Origin of the sequence: Flagellimonas amphidinii (genome assembly GCF_013090115.1) — a bacterium.
Lineage (GTDB): Bacteria > Bacteroidota > Bacteroidia > Flavobacteriales > Flavobacteriaceae > Flagellimonas > Flagellimonas amphidinii.
In genome coordinates, this window is record NZ_JABFNN010000021.1 from 23,006 (window position 1) to 45,418 (window position 22,413).

Consider the following 22,413-nt stretch of genomic DNA (forward strand, 5'->3'; position numbering starts at 1 on the left):
TGTTAAGAAATTTACCCATTTTTGGGCATATCTTAAAACCTATTCCAGAAAATGTAGAGGGGTATATTACAGGGTTTTGAACACCTAATTAGCAACCCTAACTGCTACTTTTCTTTAAAAAAAATCTTTCGCAACATTATTAGGTGGTCGAGCAACTTTATCCTTTAAACTTTTGAGGTAAGTAGACCACCTTTTTGGTTTCATAGAATTCTTCCTCAAAAAAATCTTTCAAATCAAAGATTTGGACAGTCGCATAATCTTTCAATTCTTCAGTAAGGTCTCCCCCTTTTAGATAGAGTATACCGTTCTTCCGTTCATGGGCAGAATCTTTCTTGATTTTGCCTTTGGTCCAATGCACAAAAGTAGGCATGGCTGCTACAGCCCGACTAACAATAAAATCAAACTGCCCATCAATATCCTCCACACGGGAATGTACGGCAGTAACGTTCTCCAACCCCAAACCATCCACTACTTCTTGCACTACTTTTATTTTTTTCCCTATTGCATCTACTAAAGTAAAATCAACCTCTGGAAATAAAATGGCCAAAGGAATTCCAGGAAACCCACCACCGGTACCTACATCCAAGACCCTTGCACCTTCATTAAATCTTTGAATCTTGGCTATTCCCAATGAATGTAGTACATGACGAAGGTAAAGTTCATCTATGTCCTTCCTGGAAACCACGTTGATTTTCTTATTCCAATCCTGATACAAGGCCCCTAAACCTAAAAAATGCTGTTTTTGAATCTCGGTGAGTGTCGTAAAATATCTGAAAATCAATTCAGCGCCCATATCCTTATCGTTATTTTTGGCAAAACTAATACTTTTCATGACCTTAACACCGTTCTAACATGTAGGTACTGGGATTGGAAAATCAATAATAGTTACCTTTGCTAAAATTTTTTTTATGGACAAGAACCCCATCCGGTTTTCAAGAAAGGATTCCGCACAATTCTTTAGGACATTGAATAAGCGAGTAAATCAATACTTCAATGAAAACAAAATAAAAAAGACCGGTAACTGGAAACTTCACTTAAAAACAATAGTGATGTTTGCCATTTTTTTGACTCCCTATTTTTTGATTTTAACCCTAAATCTTCCTTTTTGGGCCTATATGCTACTTTCAATTACCATGGGCGTTGGAATGGCCGGTGTAGGTATGAATGTAATGCATGATGGAAATCATGGGGCATACTCCAACAAAAAATGGGTGAACAAACTCATGGGGAGCAGTATTTATATTTTGGCCGGAAATGTCTACAATTGGCAAGTACAACATAACGTACTGCACCACACCTATACCAATATCCATGAACATGATGAGGATATGGAAGCTGGACGTATTTTGAGGTTTTCAAAACATGCTGAATGGCAGAAACATCATAAGTTCCAACATTATTATTCTATATTTCTTTATGGTCTGTTGACTTTCAATTGGGCTTTGACCACGGATTTTCAGCAGATGTATCGCTATATGAAGCGAAAACTTTCTTATGGAAAGTTACCCAATCCAGTAATCAATTGGAGTACTTTGGTGGTCACCAAAATGATTTACATTACAATTTGGATAGTTCTACCTTTAATTTTCGCAAATATTGCTTGGTGGCAAGTATTATTGGGCTTCTTTATTATGCATTATGTGGCTGGGGTAATTTTAAGTGTTGTATTTCAACTGGCCCATATCGTGGACCATGCCGAAACACCCTTACCAGATAATGAAGGCAACATGAAGAATACATGGGCTATTCATCAATTGTTTACTACCGTTAATTTTGGGACTAAAAACAGGATTATTAATTGGTTTACAGGAGGCCTAAACCATCAAGTGGAGCATCATATCTTTCCTAACATCAGTCATATTCACTACACAAAAATCTCCAAAATTGTGAAACAGACCGCCAAGGAATTTAATTTACCCTACAACGAATATAAAACTACTAGAAAAGCTATAATTTCGCACTTCAAACACTTGAAGGAGCTGGGCAAAAATCCGGCTTTACAGTACCAGTAAAATATTTGGAATTATGAGCAACCAACTTTCCGACAGGATTAACAATTTAGTTCCTTCGGCAACTTTAGAAATGGCTGCAAAGGCAAGAGAGCTTAGAGCAGAGGGAAAAGATATCATTGGACTTAGTTTAGGTGAACCAGATTTTAAAACTCCCGATTATATTAGGGAAGCTGCGATTCAAGCTATTAATGATGGTTACAATTCCTATACTCCTGTAGATGGATATGTTGAATTAAAAGATGCCATCATCACTAAATTCAAACGAGATAATGGCATTGATTATGATCCTTCTCAAATTGTTGTTTCCACTGGCGCAAAACAAGCACTCTACAATGTAGCCCAAGCTTGCCTGAACAAAGGTGATGAGGTTATTTTGCCATGCCCCTATTGGGTCAGCTATAGCGATATTGTAAAATTAGCTGATGGTATACCTGTTGAAGTTGCAACTTCCATCGAAAACGATTTTAAAATGACTCCCGAGCAATTGGAAGCTGCCATTACTCCAAAGACTAAAATGCTTTGGTACAGTTCTCCATGCAATCCCAGTGGGTCAATTTATAGTAAAGAAGAGCTCAGAGCATTGGCTGACGTACTTCAAAAATATCCTCAAATTGTTGTTGTAAGCGACGAAATATACGAGCACATTAATTATGGGGTAACTGCACATGCTTCCATGGCTGCATTTGAAGATATGTACGACCGTACAGTTACTGTTAATGGAGTTGCCAAAGCATTCGCCATGACGGGCTGGAGAATCGGCTATATTGGAGCCCCAAAATATATTGCAAGAGCCTGTAATAAGCTTCAAGGACAAGTTACCAGTGGAGCCAATTGTATTGCACAACGTGCAGTTATAACAGCCCTTATGGAATCTCCAAGCCGCGTGCAGTATATGGTGGATGAATTCCAAAACAGAAGAAAACTTATTCTAGAACTACTCAACAACATTCCTGGTTTTAAATGCAATGAACCCCAAGGGGCTTTTTATGTTTACCCAGATATCAGTGCATTCTTCGGAAAAACATTGAAAGGAAAACAAATCAATAATGCATCCGATTTTGCTATGTACTTGTTGGAAGAAGCCAATGTTGCAACCGTAACTGGTGATGCCTTCGGAAATGGCAACAGCATCAGAATTTCCTATGCTGCCAGTGTAGATGAGATCAAAGAAGCAATATCGAGAATAAAAGACGTGGTTTAGAGCACAAAAAATAAGACACAAACAAAGCCTCCATGAACTTGATTTTTGGAGGTTTTTTTATGTTTTTTTCCAGAAATAAGGGACAAATAAAATCAGGACGGTAAAAAGTTCCAGTCTTCCTAAAAGCATCAAAAATCCGCACCACCATTTACCAAAAGCGGGTAAGGCATTAAAATTGACCACAGGATTGAGATCCCCTAAAGCCGGCCCTACGTTTCCTAATGAAGAAGCTGCTCCGCCAATAGCTGACTCAAAATCCAGCCCTAAATATCCCAAAACCAATGCTCCAATAATAAAAAGCAGCATGTAAAGCACAAAGAAAGCAATAACGTTGTACACAATATGCTCGTCAACTGTTTTTTGGTTATAACGTACTGGAATAATCGCATTGGTATGTAGTGTACGCTTAAACTCCAAAATACCGTTTTTAATAATCAGTAAATGCCGCATCACCTTAATTCCCCCAGCTGTGGAACCAGCAGAGCCTCCCAAAAACATTAGCCCAAAAAAGAAAACGGTTAAAAATGGGGTCCAGTTGGTAAAATCAGCAGATACAAAACCAGTAGTGGTAACAATAGCAAGTACTTGAAAAAGGCCATGCCTAAAGGAACTCTCAGCAGCTCCCAATACTTGTGGATGGTAATCAGAAACAGGCACATTTGCTTCAAAATAGATAATTAATCCCGCTACAATGGTAAAAATGGCCACTAAAATAGAGTACACCTTAAACTCTTCATCCCGTAATACCCGCTGTACCTTACCCGTAAAAGCAAAATAGCTCAACACAAAATTGGTTCCTGCCAAAAACATAAATACGATAATGATGTATTGAATAAGCGGCGCATCATTCCAATAAGCCACACTTGCATTCTTGGTTGAAAATCCTCCGGTAGAAAGTGTAGAGAGCGCATGATTGATAGCATCAAAAAAAGACATTCCAGCCAACTTCAACAGCAACGTCTCAGCCATGGTATATCCAAAATAGATAAACCATAAACGCTTTGCTGTGTCCGTAATCCTTGGATGTAGTTTATCTCCTCCAGGCCCTGGGGCTTCAGCAGCAAATAACTGCATACCGCCAATTCCCAAAAGTGGAAGGATTGCGATAGCCAGAACAATGATTCCCATACCGCCAATCCAATGGGTTAAACTCCGCCAAAGTAAAATACCTTCGGGCAAAGATTCTATATCATTTAAAATGGAAGCACCGGTTGTTGTATATCCCGATATAGTTTCAAAAAAAGCATCGGTAACTGAAGGAATGGCTCCAGAAAAAAGGTAAGGCAACATCCCTGACAAAGACATAATAACCCAACCGAAGGTGACCACCATATAGCCTTCCCTACGTTTTACTTCTTTCTTATGACCGCGGGTGTAGAACATCGCCATGACACCAAACAACATGGTAACAATGGCCGCGAGCATAATATCCAGCGTGGCTCCATCCTTAAAAATACCGCTTGCAAAAGCTGCCAATAACATGAACGAGCCATTGCACAAAAGCAATAACCCCATGATGTGCACGATTATTCGAGCATTCAATCTCATTACAGGAACAACTTTTCTATTCTGGAAATAGCCTTGGGCAAGCAACAGACCACTACTCTATCACCTTCTAAGATTTTAAAGTCCCCAAGTGCAATAATGCCTTCGTTATTTCGTATGACCCCACCAATACTGGCCTCTCTTGGAAAATTCAACTCACGGATAATTTCACCATTGACCAAAGAAGTGGCTTTCACCTCAAATTCTAGAATTTCGGCATTCAAATTATTTAAACGGGTCAAGGCCAAAACCTCACCTCTTCGGATATATCTAAAAATACTATTGGCCGCCAATAATTTTTTATTGATTAAGGTGTCCACGCCAATGGATTGCGAAAGCTGGAAGTAATCCATATTCTCCACCATGGCAATGGTCTTCTTTATCTTTTTGGATTTAGCCACCAAACAAGACATGATATTGGTCTCCGAGTTTCCAGTAACAGCAATAAAGGCATCCATAGATTCTAAGCTCTCCTCATCCAAAAGCTCTACATTTCTACCATCTCCATTAATGACCAAAGCATGGGGTAAATCGTCAGCAATATCCAATGCCTTATCCTTGTTTTTTTCAATCAGCTTTACATTGAATTTTTTAGTACAGAGATCTCTGGCGGTTTTAAATCCTACTTTACTACCACCCAAGATCATTACATTCTTGATTTCTTTCTTTTGCATCCCTGTGAGCTTGTATAGCTCATCAACACCCTGATCGGAGGTAATAAAATATACCTGGTCACCTTCCTTAAATACTGTATCTCCTCTAGGAATCAAGGTATATTGAGTGCCCATTCGCTGAAGGGCAATAGGCATAAAATGCAATTCTGGAAAGATTCTCGCAGCTTCTTTTACCATTTTACCCACAAAAGGGGCATTTTTGGGGAGAATAACCCCAAACATGGTCAGCAAACCATCTTCAAACTCATAAGTATCATTAAAAGCGGATTGGTTGAGCATTAATTGAATTTCCATAGCTGCCAAACGTTCTGGCGAAATCAATTCATCAATTCCCAGCTCATCAAACCTTATGAGTCCACGGTTATCCATAAACTCTGTATTGGAAATTCTTGCAATGGTGCGCTTACAGCCCAATTGTTTGGCCAAAAAGCAAAGGGTAATATTGGTGGTTTCTGAAGCGGTAACAGCTATAACCAACTCCGAACTGTCAACTCGGGCTTCCCTTAAAACTTCAATAGAGGTAGCATCCCCACGGAGCACCCTAATATCTAAATGGCTATCGGCATACGCCAAACTTTCTTTGTCGGTATCTATCAATGTGATATCCTGTGCTTCATATGACAACAGTTTCGCCAAATGAAAGCCTACCTCACCAGCTCCCGCAATTATTATCTTCATTGATTGGAATAAGATATGTTCCTAAATAAATTCAATCTGTACCCACAAACGGTTAAAAAAGAAAAGGGTACACGGTCTTTAAGACGGATTCTCAACATAATATGGAAAAGTTTTCCATTGTGCGGAGCAAAATTACACAAATATTTTTGTCCCTCTTCCATATCCCAAATTGTATATTTGCCTGCAAATTAAATCAATGTCTGAAAAAGTAAAACCTTATAAGGATTCTGAGCTGGGAAAAAAGGAACAGGTACGGCAAATGTTCGATACCATTTCTGACGATTATGATGGACTGAACCGTGTGATTTCTTTTGGCATTGATATAAAATGGAGAAAGCGTGTTGTAGCGTTATTGAAAAAAAAAGCCCCAAAAACGATTCTGGATATAGCTACCGGAACAGGTGATCTAGCCATAGCAATGACAAATACCGGTGCAGATAGAATTGTAGGGTTGGATTTATCTCCAAAAATGTTGGAGGTAGGGAAAACTAAGATTCAAGATAAAAATTTGCAAGACCGGATAGAAATGGTGGTAGGCGATAGTGAAAACTTACCCTTTGAGGATGCAACTTTTGATGCAGTAACCGTTGCTTTTGGTGTAAGAAATTTTGAAAACTTGGAAAAAGGTCTTCAGGAAATAAAACGAGTATTGAAATCTGGAGGCAGTTTGGTCATACTTGAAACTTCTGTGCCCAGTAAAACACCATATAAACAAGGATACCGTTTCTACACCAAATTTATTCTGCCCAGTATAGGAAAAATATTTTCAAAAGACCGCTCAGCATACGCTTATTTGAGCGAATCTGCATCTGTTTTTCCACATGGGCAGGCATTCAACAATATTTTGCACAAAATTGGGTTTATAGGTATAGAGAACAGACCCCAGACATTTGGGGTGGCATCCATATATGTCGCTACAAAATAATTAGATGAAAAAAACCCTCATCCTCCTTGGCCTACTCTTTTTGGTCGGCCACTATTCCATAGCCCAATTTAGGAAAGACCCTATCCTAAATCTTCAGAACGAAGACAAAAGATTATTGAACTGGGGATATTACCTCGGTTTTAACCAATATGATTTTCAATTTGATTATAAAAATGAAATTGGACAAGATGTTTTGGTCGATAAAAGCTTGGGGTTCAATGTAGGTTTGATCGGGGAAATAAGAATCAACGAATTTTTGGATGCCCGTTTTGAGCCCGGACTGTTGTATACGGGCAGAACTTTAGGATTTCCAGGTTTTACCACCCAACAAGATGCTATTAGAGAAGTAAAATCAACTTACATTAGATTTCCTTTGCTCATTAAGGCCAGCGCCAGAAGGTTTGGCAATTGGAAGCCCTATATCACAGCGGGGGTATATACCTCCTTGAATCTAGGAAGTAAAGAAGATAGCCTTGATGACAACAGTAGTGGCGAATTTAGAATGAAAAAGAATGTCTATGGCTACGAATTGGGCTTTGGTATTGATATTTACACCGAATATTTTAAGTTTTCGCCTTCTATACGTGGGGTATTTGCCCTTACTGATGAGCTAGTTCGTGATAACGACCCGAACAGTCCTTGGACCGGAAACATAGATGCGATGCGAACCAGGGGCTTATTTATCAATTTTACTTTTGAGTAATTTTCGGCCTACCCTCTTCTTATCTCATTTAGAAGGATAGCCGTTGCAGTGGCTACATTTAAACTTTCTGTAGTAGCGCTCCCAAATTGAGGGATAGATAATCGTTTGGTAATTAATGCACTTACTGCATCTGAAATTCCGTTGGCTTCGTTGCCCATAACCAAAACACCTTTTTGAGAAAGTTTTTCTTCGTAAACCGTTTCTCCGTCCATGTAGGCGCCATAAATAGGAAGTTCTGTGCTTTTTAGATAGTTCAACAAATCAACATAGGCAACATTTACCCGTGCTATAGACCCCATTGTAGCTTGCAACACTTTAGGGTTATAACAATCAACAGTATCCGAAGAACAAATCAAGTGTTCTATCCCAAACCAATCACATAAACGAATTATGGTTCCCAAATTTCCAGGATCCCGAACTGCATCAACCGCAACAATCCAATCCTCAACTTCAATAGCTTTAGCTTCAGGAATGTAAAAAACTCCTAAAATACCACTAGGGTTGGTCTGTGAACTCATCAATTTTAGTTCTGATCGAGAAACAGTTTCAAAATCATCATCTTGTTGATTCTCCGTAAGTAGCAAAAAAGGTTTAAATCCAGCTTCCAAAAGCTCATTTACCGTCTTCTTACCCTCTACCACAAACAACCCGTGTTTAGTTCGGTACTTTTTTTGCTGTAGGCTTGTTACTAGTTTAATTTGGTTTTTCGTAACCATCTAAATCGTGTATTTTTGGCGTCTATGAGGGGTTCTTTAAGTCTAATGTGCAACTGGGCAAAAATAGGATTATTGTTGCTTATGTTAACCACAACCGGTTGCAACACCCTAAAAAAGGTTGGTGATGATGAATTACTGTTAACCAAAAACAGTATTTATGCCGATGAGGAAAAGATTACGGACAGTGACATTAGAAGTCTGATTGTCCAAAAACCCAATAGTAGTGTATTGGGGTATCCCCTGCGTTTAAACTTTTACAATTTGGCCAAGGAAAATCCAGACTCTTCCTTTCAAAATTGGTTGCACAGAAAAGAAAAACGTAAAAAAAGATTGAACAACCTACTTTCTCAAAAGCAGGTGAATCGTCTTAAAGAATCTTTTGTGGTCAGTGGCGCCAGCGAATTTTTAAAACGAATTGGAGAACCTCCTGTTGTCATAGACACTTCGCTGACCCAAAAAACTGTGGACAGGCTTGAGGCTTATTACAATAGTAAGGGATATTTCAACAATTCAGGTTCTTATGAGATTATTAATGGGAAAAGGAAAAAAAGAGCTGAAATAGCTTATAAAATTGCATTGCGAAACCCATTTATAATAGATACTGTTCAAAAAAACATCACCTCTCCAGAATTGGATTCCATTTATAATGGCACCGCCAGCGAATCCTATGTTAAATCTGGAGATCAGTTTGATTTGGCAAAATTCAATTTGGAACGGGAGCGCCTAACTACACTTTTTCGCAATTCAGGGGTTTATAACTTTCAGGAAAGCTCCATTAATTATGATATTCTTAGGGATACTTCACAAGTTGCCAATGACCAATTGATGGATGTGCAACTAAACGTTCAGCTACCTCGAAGTGCCAACGACTCTGCATCTGTTGGCGATGTCTATCGCATCCATCGCTTCAAAAAAATAAATGTCTATGCAGATTACTTGATTGGAGGAAGTTTGGATTCCTTGAAATCAATCGACTATGAAAACTACACCATTTTTTATGATGGTGAACTAAATTATCGTCCCAAAGCACTTACTGACGCTATTTTCTTTGAAAAAGACAGTATTTATAGGGATTTGGACAGAATACGCACCTATAGGCAAATTACCAACCTGAACACTTTTAAATATCCCAATATTGAGTTTATTCCGGATTCAACGCACACACAACTGGTTTCCAATATTTATTTGGCCCCTCGGCCCAAGTTTTCTTTGAATTTGGATTTGGACGTTACCCACTCCAATATTCAACAAGTGGGTACCGCTCTTAGTGCAACGGTGATTACCAGAAATGTCTTCGGGGGAGCTGAGACTTTAAATGTTTCCGCTAGGAGTTCAATTGGCCTTTTAAGCGATGCTTCTCTGTCAGACGAAACTTTTACTTCAGAAATAGGAGGTGACATCAATATTACCTTTCCCAGAATCTGGTTCCCTTTAAATACTGAGAAAATTATTCCCTACTATATGTTGCCGCAAAGTAGGTTTTTGGTAGGTACAAACTTTCAACGGAACATTGGTCTGGACAAACAATCGCTCAATACCGTTTTATCATACAATTGGTCACCGACCACCAAAATAAAAAACGAAATTGAGCTGCTAAATGTCGAATTTGTCCGAAATGTAAATCCTGATAATTTTTTCAACGTATATCGAAATACCTACAGAAGTTTGGATGATATCGCGGACGATTTCCAAGATGACCCCCAGTACGCATCTTTCTTTGAAGAGACCAATAGTATAGTGGACCCTTTGCGTTTATCCATTCCTGATGGCACCACAGGCTTCACACAAGCTGTTTTGAGCAATGAAATTCAAGTATCCAGTGAAGATCTTGATCAAGTCAATAGCGTTGAAGAACGTCGCCAACGTTTAACAGAGAACAACTTGATTTTTGCATCCAACTATACTTTTTCCAAAAACAACAAAGGAGATATTAATGATAGAGATTTTTATCAATACCAAATTAAATTGGAAAGTGCAGGTAACCTCCTTGCAATGCTGGAAAGTGTGATTCCTTATAATAAAAATGACAATGACCAACTTTTGGTGTTTAGCGTTCCCTTTTCACAATACCTTAAAACTGAGTTTGATTTTATTAGACATTGGGGAGTAGGCAATTCCAGTGTAATTGCCTTTAGAAGCTTTATGGGCATGGCAGTTCCCTACGGAAATTCTGAAAGCATCCCTTTTGTTCGAAGTTATTTTGCTGGTGGCTCCAATGACAACAGAGCTTGGAATGCTTATGAACTTGGACCTGGAAAAACCAATAATATCAATGATTTTAACGAAGCCAATTTAAAACTTGCCTTCAATTTGGAATATCGCTTTCCCATAGCAGGTGATGTAAAAGGTGCCTTCTTTGCCGATGCCGGGAATATTTGGAATGTATTTGATAGTGAGGACAATCCAGATGCCATTTTTACAGGTTTTGATTCTTTAAATGATATTGCTCTAGGAACCGGACTCGGTTTGCGTTATGATTTTACGTACTTTGTCTTTAGGCTCGATGTGGGATTCAAAACATATAACCCTGCGGAGGAAGAAGGAAATCGTTGGTTCAAAGGTTACAACCTTAGAAATGCGGTTTTTAATATCGGAATCAATTATCCTTTCTAGACTAAATAATTTATTACTTTTGTGGCCTAATTTAATCCGAAACCAACTAAGTATGTCCCACAACATTAAGCCGGGAGTTGCTACTGGCGATGAAGTTCAAGCTATTTTTAATCACGCAAAAGAAAACGGCTATGCATTGCCCGCCGTAAACGTAATAGGATCCAACACTATAAATTCTGTTCTGGAAACCGCGGCCTCATTGAATTCCCCCGTTATTATCCAATTTTCAAATGGAGGAGCACAATTCAACGCAGGAAAAGGCCTTTCCAACGAAGATCAAAAAGCGGCCGTTCTTGGAGCTGTTGCAGGTGCCAAACATGTGCATCAACTTGCAGAAGCTTACGGAGCTACTGTAATTTTACATACCGATCACTGTGCCAAAAAATTATTACCATGGATTGATGGTCTATTGGATGCCAGTGAAGAGCATTTTGCAGCAACTGGAAAGTCCCTGTTCAGTTCGCACATGATTGATCTATCCGAAGAACCTCTTGAAGAAAACATGGAAATCTGCAAGAGTTATTTGGAGCGCATGAGCAAAATGGACATGACCTTGGAAATTGAATTGGGAATCACTGGAGGTGAAGAAGATGGTGTGGACAACACAGATGTTGATGATTCCAAGTTATACACCCAGCCTGAAGAGGTTGCTTACGCTTATGAAGAACTTTCCAAAGTAAGCCACAGATTTACTGTTGCTGCTGCTTTCGGTAATGTACATGGGGTATACAAACCTGGAAACGTAAAGCTTACACCTAAAATCTTGAAAAATTCCCAAGAATTCATCACAGAGAAATATGGTGTGGAACACAATCATATAGATTTCGTATTCCACGGTGGATCTGGTTCTACAGTGGAAGAAATTCGGGAAGCTATCGGTTACGGTGTCATCAAAATGAACATTGATACCGATTTACAATATGCCTTCCTAACAGGAATAAGGGATTACATGGGAGGTAAAGCAGAATATCTAAAATCCCAAATTGGCAATCCCGAAGGAGATGACCAACCCAATAAAAAGTTCTACGACCCACGTGTTTGGTTACGCGAAGGCGAAAAAACATTTGTGGAGCGCTTAAAAAAGGCCTTTGAAGACCTCAACAATGTAAACTCTTTGTAGCTTATAGGCCCCGTTTAACTTAATTTTGATTGCATGTCGTCTTGGTTTAAGAGAAAGGAAAAAGGAATACAAACTGCCACCGAGGAAAAAAAAGATACCCCCAAGGGGTTATGGTATAAGTCTCCCACTGGAAAAATTGTGGAATCCGAGGATTTGGCAAAAAACTTTTATGTTAGCCCTGAGGACGATTATCACGTTCGTATTGGAAGCAAGGAATATTTTGAAATTCTTTTTGATGACAATAAGTTCAAGGAATTGGATGATAAGTTATCCTCCAAGGATCCCTTGAAGTTTGTGGATACCAAAAAATATTCTGAACGTTTAAAAGCTGCCCAACAAAAAACAGGTTTGAAAGATGCTGTGAGAACAGCCGTTGGAAAATCTATGGGCAAAGACTTGGTGATTGCCTGTATGGACTTTAGTTTCATTGGGGGTTCCATGGGAAGTGTGGTTGGAGAAAAGATATCCAGAGCCATTGACGTGGCCAAAAGAAAGAAGGTACCCTTTGTAATGATTTCAAAATCAGGAGGAGCCCGTATGATGGAAGCAGCGCTTTCACTTATGCAATTGGCAAAAACCTCCGCAAAGTTGGCCCAGTTGGCCGAAGCCAAGATCCCATACATTTCACTATGTACCGATCCAACTACAGGTGGAACCACAGCTTCTTATGCCATGTTGGGTGACATCAATATTGCTGAACCTGGTGCGCTTATTGGTTTTGCCGGGCCTCGTGTAGTAAAAGATACTACTGGCAAGGACCTGCCTGATGGATTCCAGACCTCAGAATTTTTAAAAGAACACGGCTTTTTGGATTTTATCTCCCACAGAAGGGATTTAAAAAGGAAAATCAATCTATATATAGATTTGATTACCAACCAACCGGTTAGATTATAAAAAAAGCCTGCAATTGCAGGCTTTTCCTTTTGCTACCAAAGGGCTATTTCAAAAAACGTCTTAAAAAGATTTCCTCCTCAGACCCATCAGGATAAGTCAATGTTCCTTTGGCGTCACAACTGCCGTCTCCAAAATCCAAACTGACGGTGTTATCATTTCTTGAGATTTCCAAAACCCCACTTACAATAAATCTGCAGGACAGCTCTCTTCGCAATGGAGTAGTTACTTCTTTTACAAATACATTGCCCAACCTACCGGTATAAGTCCTTTTTCCTGTGATAAGAAATACATTATCACCCCAAAATCCGCTTCCATAGCCCTCAATCCATTCACGGGTTCGCGTTCCAGTGAATGATGCAGTATCACCTTCTGGCCATGTAGCGGTGAATGTTGCATTGGAAGTTCCCTGTGGATTTCCATTTTCATTGGAACGAACCCGTAAAATATCAGCAGAACCTTCAACAGCAACACCATTAAAGGTAAAATTCTCCAAAGTCAAGGCTATGGTTTTGGAAGCGGCCTCCATATCCAAAGCATAATTCAAATAGATAATTCCAGCAAGAACATTTCCGTTGGGCATTTCACATCCTTCTCCAAAGTCAATCGTAACATCCTTGGTCGTATCCGTAATCACTTTGGTAACGGTAACACATTCTGGCAAATAATCAAATTCATAATTTTTAGAGGTTATAGCAATTTCATCTGCCACATACACATCTTCCGCAATGACAGTTATCTCTTCTGAAATCATTTCAGTTTCATCACTATATTTTAATTCTGTAGCGGAAATTACTTCCGTGCTCGATAATTCTTCTGTGTCGGATTCTTCATTACTACAGGAAACAGCGGTTAACAATGCCACTCCCAAAAGTATTGGGGACAATAAGTTCATTTGTTTGAGACTCTTTTTCATAATGATTGAATTTAAAGGTTTGCCTCTAAGACCAACTCAAAAACAAAAGGTTTAATTTCATGTTAAAATTTTTCATTTTAAAAAAAGGCTTATCTTTGCACGCTGATTGAGAGACAATCAGGTACATAAAAATCATTTAAATAAATATTGGAATGTATTTAACAAAAGAAGTAAAGTCCGAGATTTTCAAAAAACACGGCGGCTCTGAGAGCAACACCGGTTCTACGGAAGGACAAATTGCATTGTTCACACATCGTATCAACCATTTGACACAACACCTTAAAAAGAACCACAAAGATTATAACACTGAACGTTCTTTGGTGAAATTGGTAGGTAAAAGACGTAGTCTTTTGGATTACCTAAAGAAAAAAGATATTGAAAAGTACCGTGCTCTAATTAAAGAGTTGGGTATCAGAAAATAAAAATAACGGGGAGGCTTTGGCTTCCCCTTTGTTTTAGTTGGAAAAGCTCCAACTGCCAAAGTCCCGGTTTTAGGATTGGGCAAACACAAAAAGCTTCATATAGTTTTTCATTGGTCCGTGCCGAAAGGCAAACACAACAACAACACAACCCGGCCGTCCGGATGGCGGTAGACCAAATGTTTAACGACCTGTAACAATTGTACAGGTAAGACGAATTTTTATGATTCCAAAAACTTTTAAAGAGGTCATTGACCTTGGTGACGGTAGGGAAATTTCTATCGAAACTGGAAAATTGGCCAAACAGGCCCACGGATCCGTAGTGGTACAATCTGGAAAGTGCATGTTATTGTGTACAGTTGTTTCCAACTATCAAGCTGCTGATGTGGATTTTTTACCACTGACCGTGGACTACAGAGAAAAATTTGCAGCAGCAGGACGTTATCCTGGTGGCTTTTTCAAAAGAGAAGCAAGACCCAGTGATGGCGAAGTATTGACCATGCGCTTGGTAGACAGGGTACTTCGACCTTTGTTCCCAAAAGATTATCACTCTGAAACCCAGGTGATGATTCAATTGATGTCGCATGATGAAACGGTAATGCCAGACGCCATGGCCGGATTGGCAGCCTCAGCAGCTATTCAATTATCGGATCTACCTTTTGAATGCCCAATTTCTGAAGTACGCGTTGGACGTGTAAACGGGGAATTGATCATCAACCCAACTTTTGCCCAACTAAAAGAGTCTGACATTGACATGGTCATTGGTGCTTCCGAAGACTCTGTAATGATGGTTGAGGGTGAAATGTCCGAGATTTCAGAAGAAGAAATGGTGGAGGCCATCAAATTTGCACATGAAGCCATTAAAGCACAGTGCGCTGCTCAGGTAAAACTGGCTGAAGCCTTCGGCAAAAAAGAAACAAGGGAATACGAGCCCGAAGCAGAGGATGAAGAGCTTCAAAAGAAGATTCATGACATGGCCTATGACAAGGTTTATGAAATTGCCAAGGCCGGTTCTTCCAAAAAAGAACGTGGAGAGGCTTTCTTCAATATTAAGGAAGAAATCAAAGCATCTTTTTCTGAAGAGGAATTGGAAGAAATGGGTGGCTTGGTATCCAAATACTACCACAAGGCAGAAAAAGAAGCTGTTCGAAACCTTACTTTGGATGAAGGTCTTCGATTGGATGGACGTAAAACGGATGAAATTAGACCTATTTGGTGTGAAACCGATTATTTACCTTCTGTTCACGGTTCTTCTATTTTTACCAGAGGTGAAACCCAAGCTTTGGCCACAGTGACCCTTGGTACTTCAAGGGAAGCCAACGTTATTGATATGCCATCGTATGAAGGCGAGGAAACCTTTTACTTGCACTATAACTTCCCTCCCTTCTCAACCGGTGAAGCAAGACCAATTAGAGGTACTTCACGAAGAGAAGTAGGTCATGGAAACTTGGCACAACGGGCATTGAAGCGAATGATTCCTGAAGATTGTCCATATACTGTTCGTGTAGTTTCCGAAGTATTGGAATCCAATGGTTCCTCCTCCATGGCCACTGTTTGTTCTGGGACCATGGCATTGATGGATGCCGGGGTACAATTGAAAAAACCAGTTTCTGGTATCGCTATGGGATTGATTACCGATACCGATACTGGAAAATATGCAGTTCTTTCAGATATATTGGGAGATGAAGACCACTTGGGAGACATGGACTTTAAGGTAACGGGTACCGAAGATGGTATCACTGCTTGCCAAATGGACATTAAAGTAAAAGGACTTTCCTATGAAATTTTGGTAAAAGCGTTGATGCAAGCTAAGGATGGTAGAATGCATATCCTTGGAAAACTAACGGACACCATAGACACTCCAAGGCCAGAAGTTAAATCTTACGCACCAAAAATTGTGACCAAGGTAATTCCAGGTGAATATATTGGTGCTGTTATTGGTTCTGGTGGTAAAGTGATTCAAGAATTGCAAAAAGAAACCAATACCACTATCGTAATCAACGAAGATCCAGATACAGAAGAAGGTATTGTGGAAATCTTAGGTACTGATCAAGCTGGTATTGATGCTGTTATTGCCAAGATTGATGCAGTGATGTTCAAACCCGAAGTAGGTAGCGTTTACGAAGTAAAAGTTATCAAAATGTTGGATTTTGGAGCTGTAGTGGAATACATGGAAGCTCCGGGCAACGAAGTTTTGCTTCACGTATCTGAGCTGGCATGGGAACGTACCGAAAATGTTTCTGATGTTGTTAATATGGGTGATGTTTTTGATGTAAAATACTTTGGATTGGATCCAAGAACCCGAAAAGAAAAGGTTTCCAGAAAGGCTTTATTGCCAAAACCAGAGGGTTACAAAGAAAGACCTCCAAGAAACGACCGAAACGATCGCAACAAAGGTGGTGACCGTAGAGGTGGCAACAGAGATAGAAAGCCGAGAAGGGACTAAATCTTCTCAAGATAATGTAAAAAGAAACCCTGGGAACTTTCCCGGGGTTTGTTGTTTTAGGGAAAAAAATTCAAATAAATTTTACCAAATTGTAACTTTTTGCGTTTTCCTACGTATAATTTAATGAGTCCATACTCAAAAAAACTTAATAGAAGGGAAAATTTAGATGAGACAGTTAAAAATTACAAAACAGGTTACCAATAGGGAAACCGCATCGTTGGATAAATACCTACAGGAAATCGGGAAGGTGGATTTGATCACTGCCGATGAAGAAGTGGAATTGGCCCAGCGTATTAAAGCGGGAGATCAGGTAGCCTTGGAAAAATTAACTAAAGCCAACCTCAGATTCGTGGTTTCTGTTGCCAAGCAATACCAAAACCAAGGATTGACCCTTCCTGATTTGATCAATGAAGGAAACTTGGGATTGATCAAAGCGGCACAACGTTTTGATGAAACTCGAGGATTTAAATTTATATCGTACGCCGTTTGGTGGATTCGCCAGTCTATTCTACAAGCTTTGGCCGAACAATCTCGTATTGTTCGTCTTCCTTTGAACAAAATTGGCTCCATTAACAAGATCAATAAGACCTTTGCTTTCTTGGAGCAAGCCCACGAGCGTGTTCCTTCTGCCGAGGAAATTGCCAAGGAATTGGATATGACCGTTGAGGATGTAAAACAATCCTTGAAAAACTCAGGTCGTCACGTATCCATGGATGCTCCATTGATTGATGGCGAAGATTCCAATCTTTACGACGTATTGCGAAGTGGTGAATCACCAAATCCAGATAAAGAATTGTTGCATGAATCTTTGCGTACAGAAATTGAGCGTGCTTTGGAGACCTTGACCCCAAGAGAAGCGGATGTGATCCGTTTGTATTTTGGTTTGGCTGGTCAACATTCCATGACTTTGGAAGAAATTGGTGAAACTTTTGATTTGACCAGAGAGCGTGTTCGTCAGATAAAGGAAAAAGCAATCAGACGATTGAAGCACACTTCTAGAAGTAAGATTTTAAAGACATATTTGGGATAATTTGAACTATTATCCTTACAAATTACAGTTAAATTAGTCTTAAATTGTTTTTTTGGCAGGAAAGTTGTAATTTGGAATCCTACAACAGTTTATCATGACTGTTCGTTTTTTGATTGATGAATAAACTCCGGCTGATTACCGGAGTTTTTTCATTTATACAGTCTGTTTTTATCTTTTTTGTTCTCCATTTACCGTCCGCATGATGCCCAACGGATTATCCTTTTTTAGTTCATCAGGCAATAAAAAGTCTGGGAAGTTCTGGTAACATACTTGTCTGGCGAAACGTTCTATAGCCTTTGTACCTACAGAAGTCGATTTAGAGTCAGTAGTTGCAGGATAAGGTCCCCCATGAACCATGGCATAACATACCTCAACCCCAGTTGGAAATCCATTAATCAATAAACGTCCTACTTTTTCTTCCAAAACTTCAATAAGTGCTGTATTTGCTTTTAAATCTTCCTCGGTACCGTGAATGGTCGCCGTTAGATGCCCATGTAAATTTTTTGCAATTTGGAGCATTTCATTTGCATTGCTGGTATTTACCAATAAAGTAGAAGGTCCAAAAACTTCTTCTTCCAGTAAATCATTGGTCAAAAAGCTTTGACCATCTGTAGAGAAAACACTCGCATTACCTTGATTGATCCCTTTCTTTTCTGCCTTCGCCAAAGTTGCAACACCCTCTTGAGAAGATAGGTTTCTAGCTCCACTATCAAAGGCATTGTGGATGCCTTCAGTAAGCATGGTTTCAGAATTGGAATTAGCTGTTAGATTGGAAAGCATTCGTTCGAAAAGTTTTGTTTCATCTGAATTTTGCGCAAAAACAAGACCTGGATTCGTACAAAATTGACCAACACCCAAGGTAAACGAGTCATGCAATTGTTTACTGATATCCTCTCCCCTTTCCTGCATAGCATTGGGCAAAATAAATACGGGGTTTGTACTGCCCATTTCAGCGTAAACAGGTATCGGTTCGGGTCTTCTTGAAGCGATATCAAACAAAGCCTTCCCTCCTCTCAATGAACCTGTAAAACCTACCGCCTTTATAGCGCTATGTTCCACTAAAGTTCCTCCAACCTCGTGAGAAATACCATGGATCATCGAAAACACCCCATCAGGCATTCCCGTTTTTTTAGCTGCGGAAATAATAGCTCCTGCCACCAATTCTGAAGTACCGGGGTGTGCTGGATGCGCTTTTACAACCACAGGACATCCTGCAGCCAAAGCACTTGCCGTATCGCCACCAGCTACAGAAAAAGCCAAAGGAAAATTACTCGCCCCAAATACGGCAACTGGTCCCAATGGTCGCAACATACTGCGAATGTCCACCCTAGGGAAAGGTTGTCTATCAGGAATGGCTTCATCTACTCGTGCATCTACCCACGAACCTTCACGCAAAACGGTAGCAAATAACTTCATCTGCCCCATCGTTCTACCGCGTTCTCCTACAATTCTGCCTTCAGGTAAAGCAGTTTCAGCGCAAGCTCTCTGGATCAAAGCATCTCCCAATGCTAAAATTTCGTCTGCAATGGCATCCAAGAAAAGCGCTTTTTCAGCGCTCGATTTGTTCTTATATTCCTTAAATGCTTCTTCTGCCTTTGTAACCGCCGTATTTATTTCATCAGCCGTGACTTCTGTAAAGGCAGTTTCAAGATTTTCTCCTGTAGCGGGATCAATACCATAAAAAGTTGTCGACCCCATATTAGATTGCTCATTTCCCAAATAATTCTTTCCGTGTAATTGCATTTTTGGATGTGGTTTTATCCGATTGTATTTGTTAATGTTCCTATATGATCTATAGTAATGTTGATTTCATCACCTTGCATTAAGGTAAAGCTAGCTTCTGGCACAATACCCGTTCACGTCATTAGAAAACTGCTATCAGGAAAAGTTGTATGCCGGTATAGGTACACTACAATGTCCTCAAAATTTCTAACAATTTGGTTCACCCCTATTTTCCCTTCAAAAACTTTAGCACCTTCCCTAACGATATTCAAATATATCTTAGATTCTTGAGGAAATGGCACTTCCGTTACAAAAATGCAAGTCCCAATAGCAGCACTTCTGTCATAATTTTTGGCTTGTGGCAGATACAAAGGATTTTCACCCTCGATACTCCTACTGCTCATATCATTCCCGATAGTATGCCCAACTATTTTTTCTGAAGACGTGATGTATAAGATTGGTTGAGACCATGTATTGCAAATTCCAATTACAGGTTTACCTCTGAACATATCATCAGGATACCGGTTCCGTAACCATGAGCGATGTACAAAGCCCATTTAATCATTACTTCCGAACCATTCCTTACTTCGAAGGTCATGTTTGTTGTTTTTCACTGCGACGTTTGTTTAGTTGGTCAAATACACACAATCGATTACATAAAACTATATAGAAACTATAAACACTAGAAAATCATTGGTTTTAGTTAAGAAAACCATATAACTGATTATATATTATAGTGACAATGTCCAAATAGGATGAAACCGACATTCGGCTAGCAAAAGCTGTTATCTAACTGTTTTACACCTATGGCTTTATCCTATTTTGTAATTTCAACCTTTACAACTATTGCTGAATACCATGATCAATAAAATACTTGATCGAAAAAATCGAATATTCAATCATATCCTCTTTTGGTTGGCGTACACACTGTTTTTTACAGTAACGTGGGGCAGTTATGATGATAATTATTGGGTAGAATTTCAAGAATTGGTTTTTCTATTGCCATGGAAGTTGATTCCCACCTACATTACGTTATATTATTTAATGCCCAAATATCTATATCCCAAGAAAATGGGGATGTATGTACTGCTAACGGTAATCCTTGCCATTACCATGGCCATGATTGACAGATATATGAACTGGCAGTACCTTTACAGATGGTTTCATTACGAGGAAGGCTATTGGAAAACCCCTCTTTGGCATTTCCCTAAAGTTCTAAATTCAGTACTTAGGGTCTATACCCCTGTTTTTGTGGCCATGGCCATCAAGTTGCAACGTTTTTACTATCAGAAAGATCAAATCAATAAAACCTTGGAAAAGGAGAAAGTTGAAACTGAGCTTAAATTTTTAAAGGCTCAGATTCATCCACATTTCTTATTCAACACACTAAATAGCATTTATTCTTTAAGTCTGGAAAAATCCCAAAAAACACCTGATGCCGTACTGGGACTTTCAAAGTTTTTGGACTACATGTTATATGAGTGCAACGATAAATTGATCACTGTAGAAAAAGAATGGGAACAACTTATGAACTTAATTGCTTTGGAGCAATTGCGCTATGGGGACAAACTATCAATTACCACCTCCATTAAAGATGACAATCAAGAAACACTTATTCCTCCCCTTTTACTATTGCCCTTTGTTGAAAATGCCTTTAAACATGGAGCGGACAATCTCATTTCTGATTCTTGGATCAATATAGAACTAGAGTTGGAAAATCAACAGCTACAGTTCATGGTAGAAAACAGCAAAGCTTCTTCGGAACCCAATGAAAATCTGGATAGTGATAAAAATATTGGCCTTAAAAATGTACGCCGTCGATTGGATCTCTTCTTCCCAGAAAAACATGAATTAAAAATACTGGAAGAAACAGATAGTTTTTTGGTTAAACTTGAAATTGACCTTAGTGGTTTAAGTTCTTAAATTCACAAGGATTATGACAAAAAAAATTAAATGCATTATTGTTGATGATGAGCCTTTGGCCAGAAATGTCTTGGTAAAACATGCAAAACAAATTCATCAATTAGAGGTAGTAGCTGTGTGTGCCAATGCGGTAGAAGCTTTTGGGTACTTGCAGAACAAAGACATCGACGTTGTCTTTTTAGATATTAAAATGCCCAAAATAAACGGCATGGAACTTTTGGAGTCTCTTGATACCCTTCCTTTAATTGTTTTCACTACAGCTTACAGAGAATTTGCCATACGAGCTTTTGAACTGGATGCTATTGATTATCTGCTGAAGCCCATTTCATTGGGAAGATTTATGAAAACAATATCAAAAATCAACAAATATCTTTCGAATTCCCCTGATATTAATCTAACTGATACACATCACCCACAAGAAACCGTAATTGAAACAGAAGTAAAAAATCCAGACGTTCTGTACATTAAATCACAACGGAAAATCTTGAAACTGGATCTAAAGGATATTAAATATTTGGAAAGTCTAAATGATAAAGTCATTATACATACTTGTGATAGCGGTGATATTTCCACTACACAACGTATTGGTTATTTAGCTGAAAAATTACCCAAAAAACAGTTTTTAAGAATACATAGATCTTTTATTGTAGCCATTGAAAAAGTAAATGCTTTTAACAGTATTATGGTAGAGATAAATGCAAAAGAACTTCCCATTGGACGTAACTACCGCTCCCATGCATTGGATATCCTCCGAAGTCATTCCAATTAAATCGGTTCTTTTCAAATATCAAATCTTGTTAAGCATTCCTTAAATCCAATCTCAATGCTCCTTTAAAAGCATTTTCGACATGATTCTAGACGTTTTCGGCACAAAACTGC

General features: G+C 39.1%; 19 protein-coding genes. 12 read left to right on the forward strand and 7 right to left on the reverse strand.

What is annotated here, in order from left to right; all coding sequences use genetic code 11:
• Positions 1–157: 157 nt before the first annotated feature.
• A complete protein-coding gene (rsmG, locus tag HJC33_RS01495; protein WP_216366633.1) occupies positions 158–793 on the reverse strand; it encodes a 16S rRNA (guanine(527)-N(7))-methyltransferase RsmG in 636 nt (211 codons plus the stop codon).
• Between the two features lie 115 nt (positions 794–908).
• Here rsmG and HJC33_RS01500 point away from each other — a divergent pair, with 115 nt between their 5' ends.
• A complete protein-coding gene (locus HJC33_RS01500) occupies positions 909–2,012 on the forward strand; it encodes a fatty acid desaturase family protein (protein ID WP_171657023.1) in 1,104 nt (367 codons plus the stop codon).
• Positions 2,013–2,025: 13 nt separating this feature from the next.
• On the forward strand, positions 2,026–3,213 hold the full coding sequence (locus HJC33_RS01505) for a pyridoxal phosphate-dependent aminotransferase (protein WP_171657024.1): 1,188 nt from the start codon (positions 2,026–2,028) through the stop codon (positions 3,211–3,213).
• 57 nt (positions 3,214–3,270) lie between these two features.
• Here HJC33_RS01505 and HJC33_RS01510 read toward each other — a convergent pair whose 3' ends face one another.
• Together HJC33_RS01510 and trkA are read right to left on the reverse strand one after the other, a co-directional pair.
• A complete protein-coding gene (locus tag HJC33_RS01510) occupies positions 3,271–4,761 on the reverse strand; it encodes a TrkH family potassium uptake protein (RefSeq protein ID WP_171657025.1) in 1,491 nt (496 codons plus the stop codon).
• Entirely contained in the window at positions 4,761–6,110 is a 1,350-nt protein-coding gene (trkA, locus tag HJC33_RS01515) for a Trk system potassium transporter TrkA (RefSeq protein ID WP_171657026.1), read from the reverse strand. Before trkA ends, HJC33_RS01510 begins: the two co-directional genes overlap by 1 nt.
• Positions 6,111–6,306: 196 nt before the next feature.
• Here trkA and ubiE point away from each other — a divergent pair, with 196 nt between their 5' ends.
• Both ubiE and porT read left to right on the forward strand, forming a co-directional pair.
• Positions 6,307–7,035 (forward strand): bifunctional demethylmenaquinone methyltransferase/2-methoxy-6-polyprenyl-1,4-benzoquinol methylase UbiE, encoded by a 729-nt coding sequence (gene ubiE / locus HJC33_RS01520; protein ID WP_171657027.1) that lies wholly within the window; start codon positions 6,307–6,309, stop codon positions 7,033–7,035.
• 4 nt (positions 7,036–7,039) lie between these two features.
• Positions 7,040–7,738, forward strand: a complete 699-nt coding sequence (porT, locus tag HJC33_RS01525) for a type IX secretion/gliding motility protein PorT/SprT (protein ID WP_171657028.1) — start codon at positions 7,040–7,042, stop codon at positions 7,736–7,738.
• Between the two features lie 8 nt (positions 7,739–7,746).
• On the opposite strand, the gene HJC33_RS01530 is transcribed toward porT, so the two are convergent.
• Positions 7,747–8,454 (reverse strand): TrmH family RNA methyltransferase, encoded by a 708-nt coding sequence (locus tag HJC33_RS01530; protein WP_171657029.1) that lies wholly within the window; start codon positions 8,452–8,454, stop codon positions 7,747–7,749.
• 81 nt (positions 8,455–8,535) lie between these two features.
• On the opposite strand from HJC33_RS01530, the gene tamL reads away from it, so the two are divergent.
• The 3 genes from tamL to accD are packed head-to-tail and all read left to right on the forward strand — an operon-like array spanning position 8,536 to position 13,081.
• Positions 8,536–11,067, forward strand: coding sequence for a translocation and assembly module lipoprotein TamL (gene tamL, locus HJC33_RS01535; protein ID WP_246245455.1), 2,532 nt, complete (start codon positions 8,536–8,538; stop codon positions 11,065–11,067).
• A 52-nt stretch (positions 11,068–11,119) separates the two neighbouring features.
• Positions 11,120–12,187 carry a class II fructose-bisphosphate aldolase gene (gene fbaA, locus HJC33_RS01540; protein WP_171657030.1) on the forward strand — a complete coding sequence of 356 codons (1,068 nt, stop codon included), beginning with the start codon at positions 11,120–11,122 and terminating at the stop codon, positions 12,185–12,187.
• Positions 12,188–12,220: 33 nt separating this feature from the next.
• Positions 12,221–13,081, forward strand: a complete 861-nt coding sequence (gene accD / locus HJC33_RS01545) for an acetyl-CoA carboxylase, carboxyltransferase subunit beta (RefSeq protein ID WP_171657031.1) — start codon at positions 12,221–12,223, stop codon at positions 13,079–13,081.
• 43 nt (positions 13,082–13,124) lie between these two features.
• Here accD and HJC33_RS01550 read toward each other — a convergent pair whose 3' ends face one another.
• Positions 13,125–13,994 carry a hypothetical protein gene (locus HJC33_RS01550; RefSeq protein WP_171657032.1) on the reverse strand — a complete coding sequence of 290 codons (870 nt, stop codon included), beginning with the start codon at positions 13,992–13,994 and terminating at the stop codon, positions 13,125–13,127.
• A gap of 152 nt (positions 13,995–14,146) precedes the next feature.
• Between HJC33_RS01550 and rpsO the strand changes: the two genes are divergently transcribed.
• The 3 genes from rpsO to HJC33_RS01565 all read left to right on the forward strand — a co-directional run bounded on the left by rpsO (position 14,147) and on the right by HJC33_RS01565 (position 17,889).
• Positions 14,147–14,416 (forward strand): 30S ribosomal protein S15, encoded by a 270-nt coding sequence (rpsO, locus tag HJC33_RS01555; RefSeq protein WP_171657033.1) that lies wholly within the window; start codon positions 14,147–14,149, stop codon positions 14,414–14,416.
• Positions 14,417–14,636: 220 nt separating this feature from the next.
• Positions 14,637–16,859 carry a polyribonucleotide nucleotidyltransferase gene (locus tag HJC33_RS01560; RefSeq protein ID WP_171657034.1) on the forward strand — a complete coding sequence of 741 codons (2,223 nt, stop codon included), beginning with the start codon at positions 14,637–14,639 and terminating at the stop codon, positions 16,857–16,859.
• 166 nt (positions 16,860–17,025) lie between these two features.
• Complete coding sequence (locus HJC33_RS01565) at positions 17,026–17,889, forward strand: sigma-70 family RNA polymerase sigma factor (protein WP_036382919.1); 864 nt, start codon at positions 17,026–17,028, stop codon at positions 17,887–17,889.
• A 168-nt stretch (positions 17,890–18,057) separates the two neighbouring features.
• On the opposite strand, the gene HJC33_RS01570 is transcribed toward HJC33_RS01565, so the two are convergent.
• Both HJC33_RS01570 and HJC33_RS01575 read right to left on the reverse strand, forming a co-directional pair.
• The gene (locus tag HJC33_RS01570; protein WP_171657035.1) at positions 18,058–19,632 is read right to left on the reverse strand and encodes an aldehyde dehydrogenase (NADP(+)); all 1,575 of its coding nucleotides are present in this window, start codon (positions 19,630–19,632) and stop codon (positions 18,058–18,060) included.
• A 113-nt stretch (positions 19,633–19,745) separates the two neighbouring features.
• Complete coding sequence (locus HJC33_RS01575) at positions 19,746–20,168, reverse strand: fumarylacetoacetate hydrolase family protein (protein WP_216366627.1); 423 nt, start codon at positions 20,166–20,168, stop codon at positions 19,746–19,748.
• A gap of 358 nt (positions 20,169–20,526) precedes the next feature.
• Here HJC33_RS01575 and HJC33_RS01580 point away from each other — a divergent pair, with 358 nt between their 5' ends.
• Together HJC33_RS01580 and HJC33_RS01585 are read left to right on the forward strand one after the other, a co-directional pair.
• The gene (locus HJC33_RS01580) at positions 20,527–21,534 is read left to right on the forward strand and encodes a sensor histidine kinase (RefSeq protein ID WP_171657036.1); all 1,008 of its coding nucleotides are present in this window, start codon (positions 20,527–20,529) and stop codon (positions 21,532–21,534) included.
• Positions 21,535–21,547: 13 nt separating this feature from the next.
• Complete coding sequence (locus tag HJC33_RS01585; RefSeq protein WP_171657037.1) at positions 21,548–22,303, forward strand: LytR/AlgR family response regulator transcription factor; 756 nt, start codon at positions 21,548–21,550, stop codon at positions 22,301–22,303.
• The last annotated feature ends 110 nt before the right edge of the window (positions 22,304–22,413 follow it).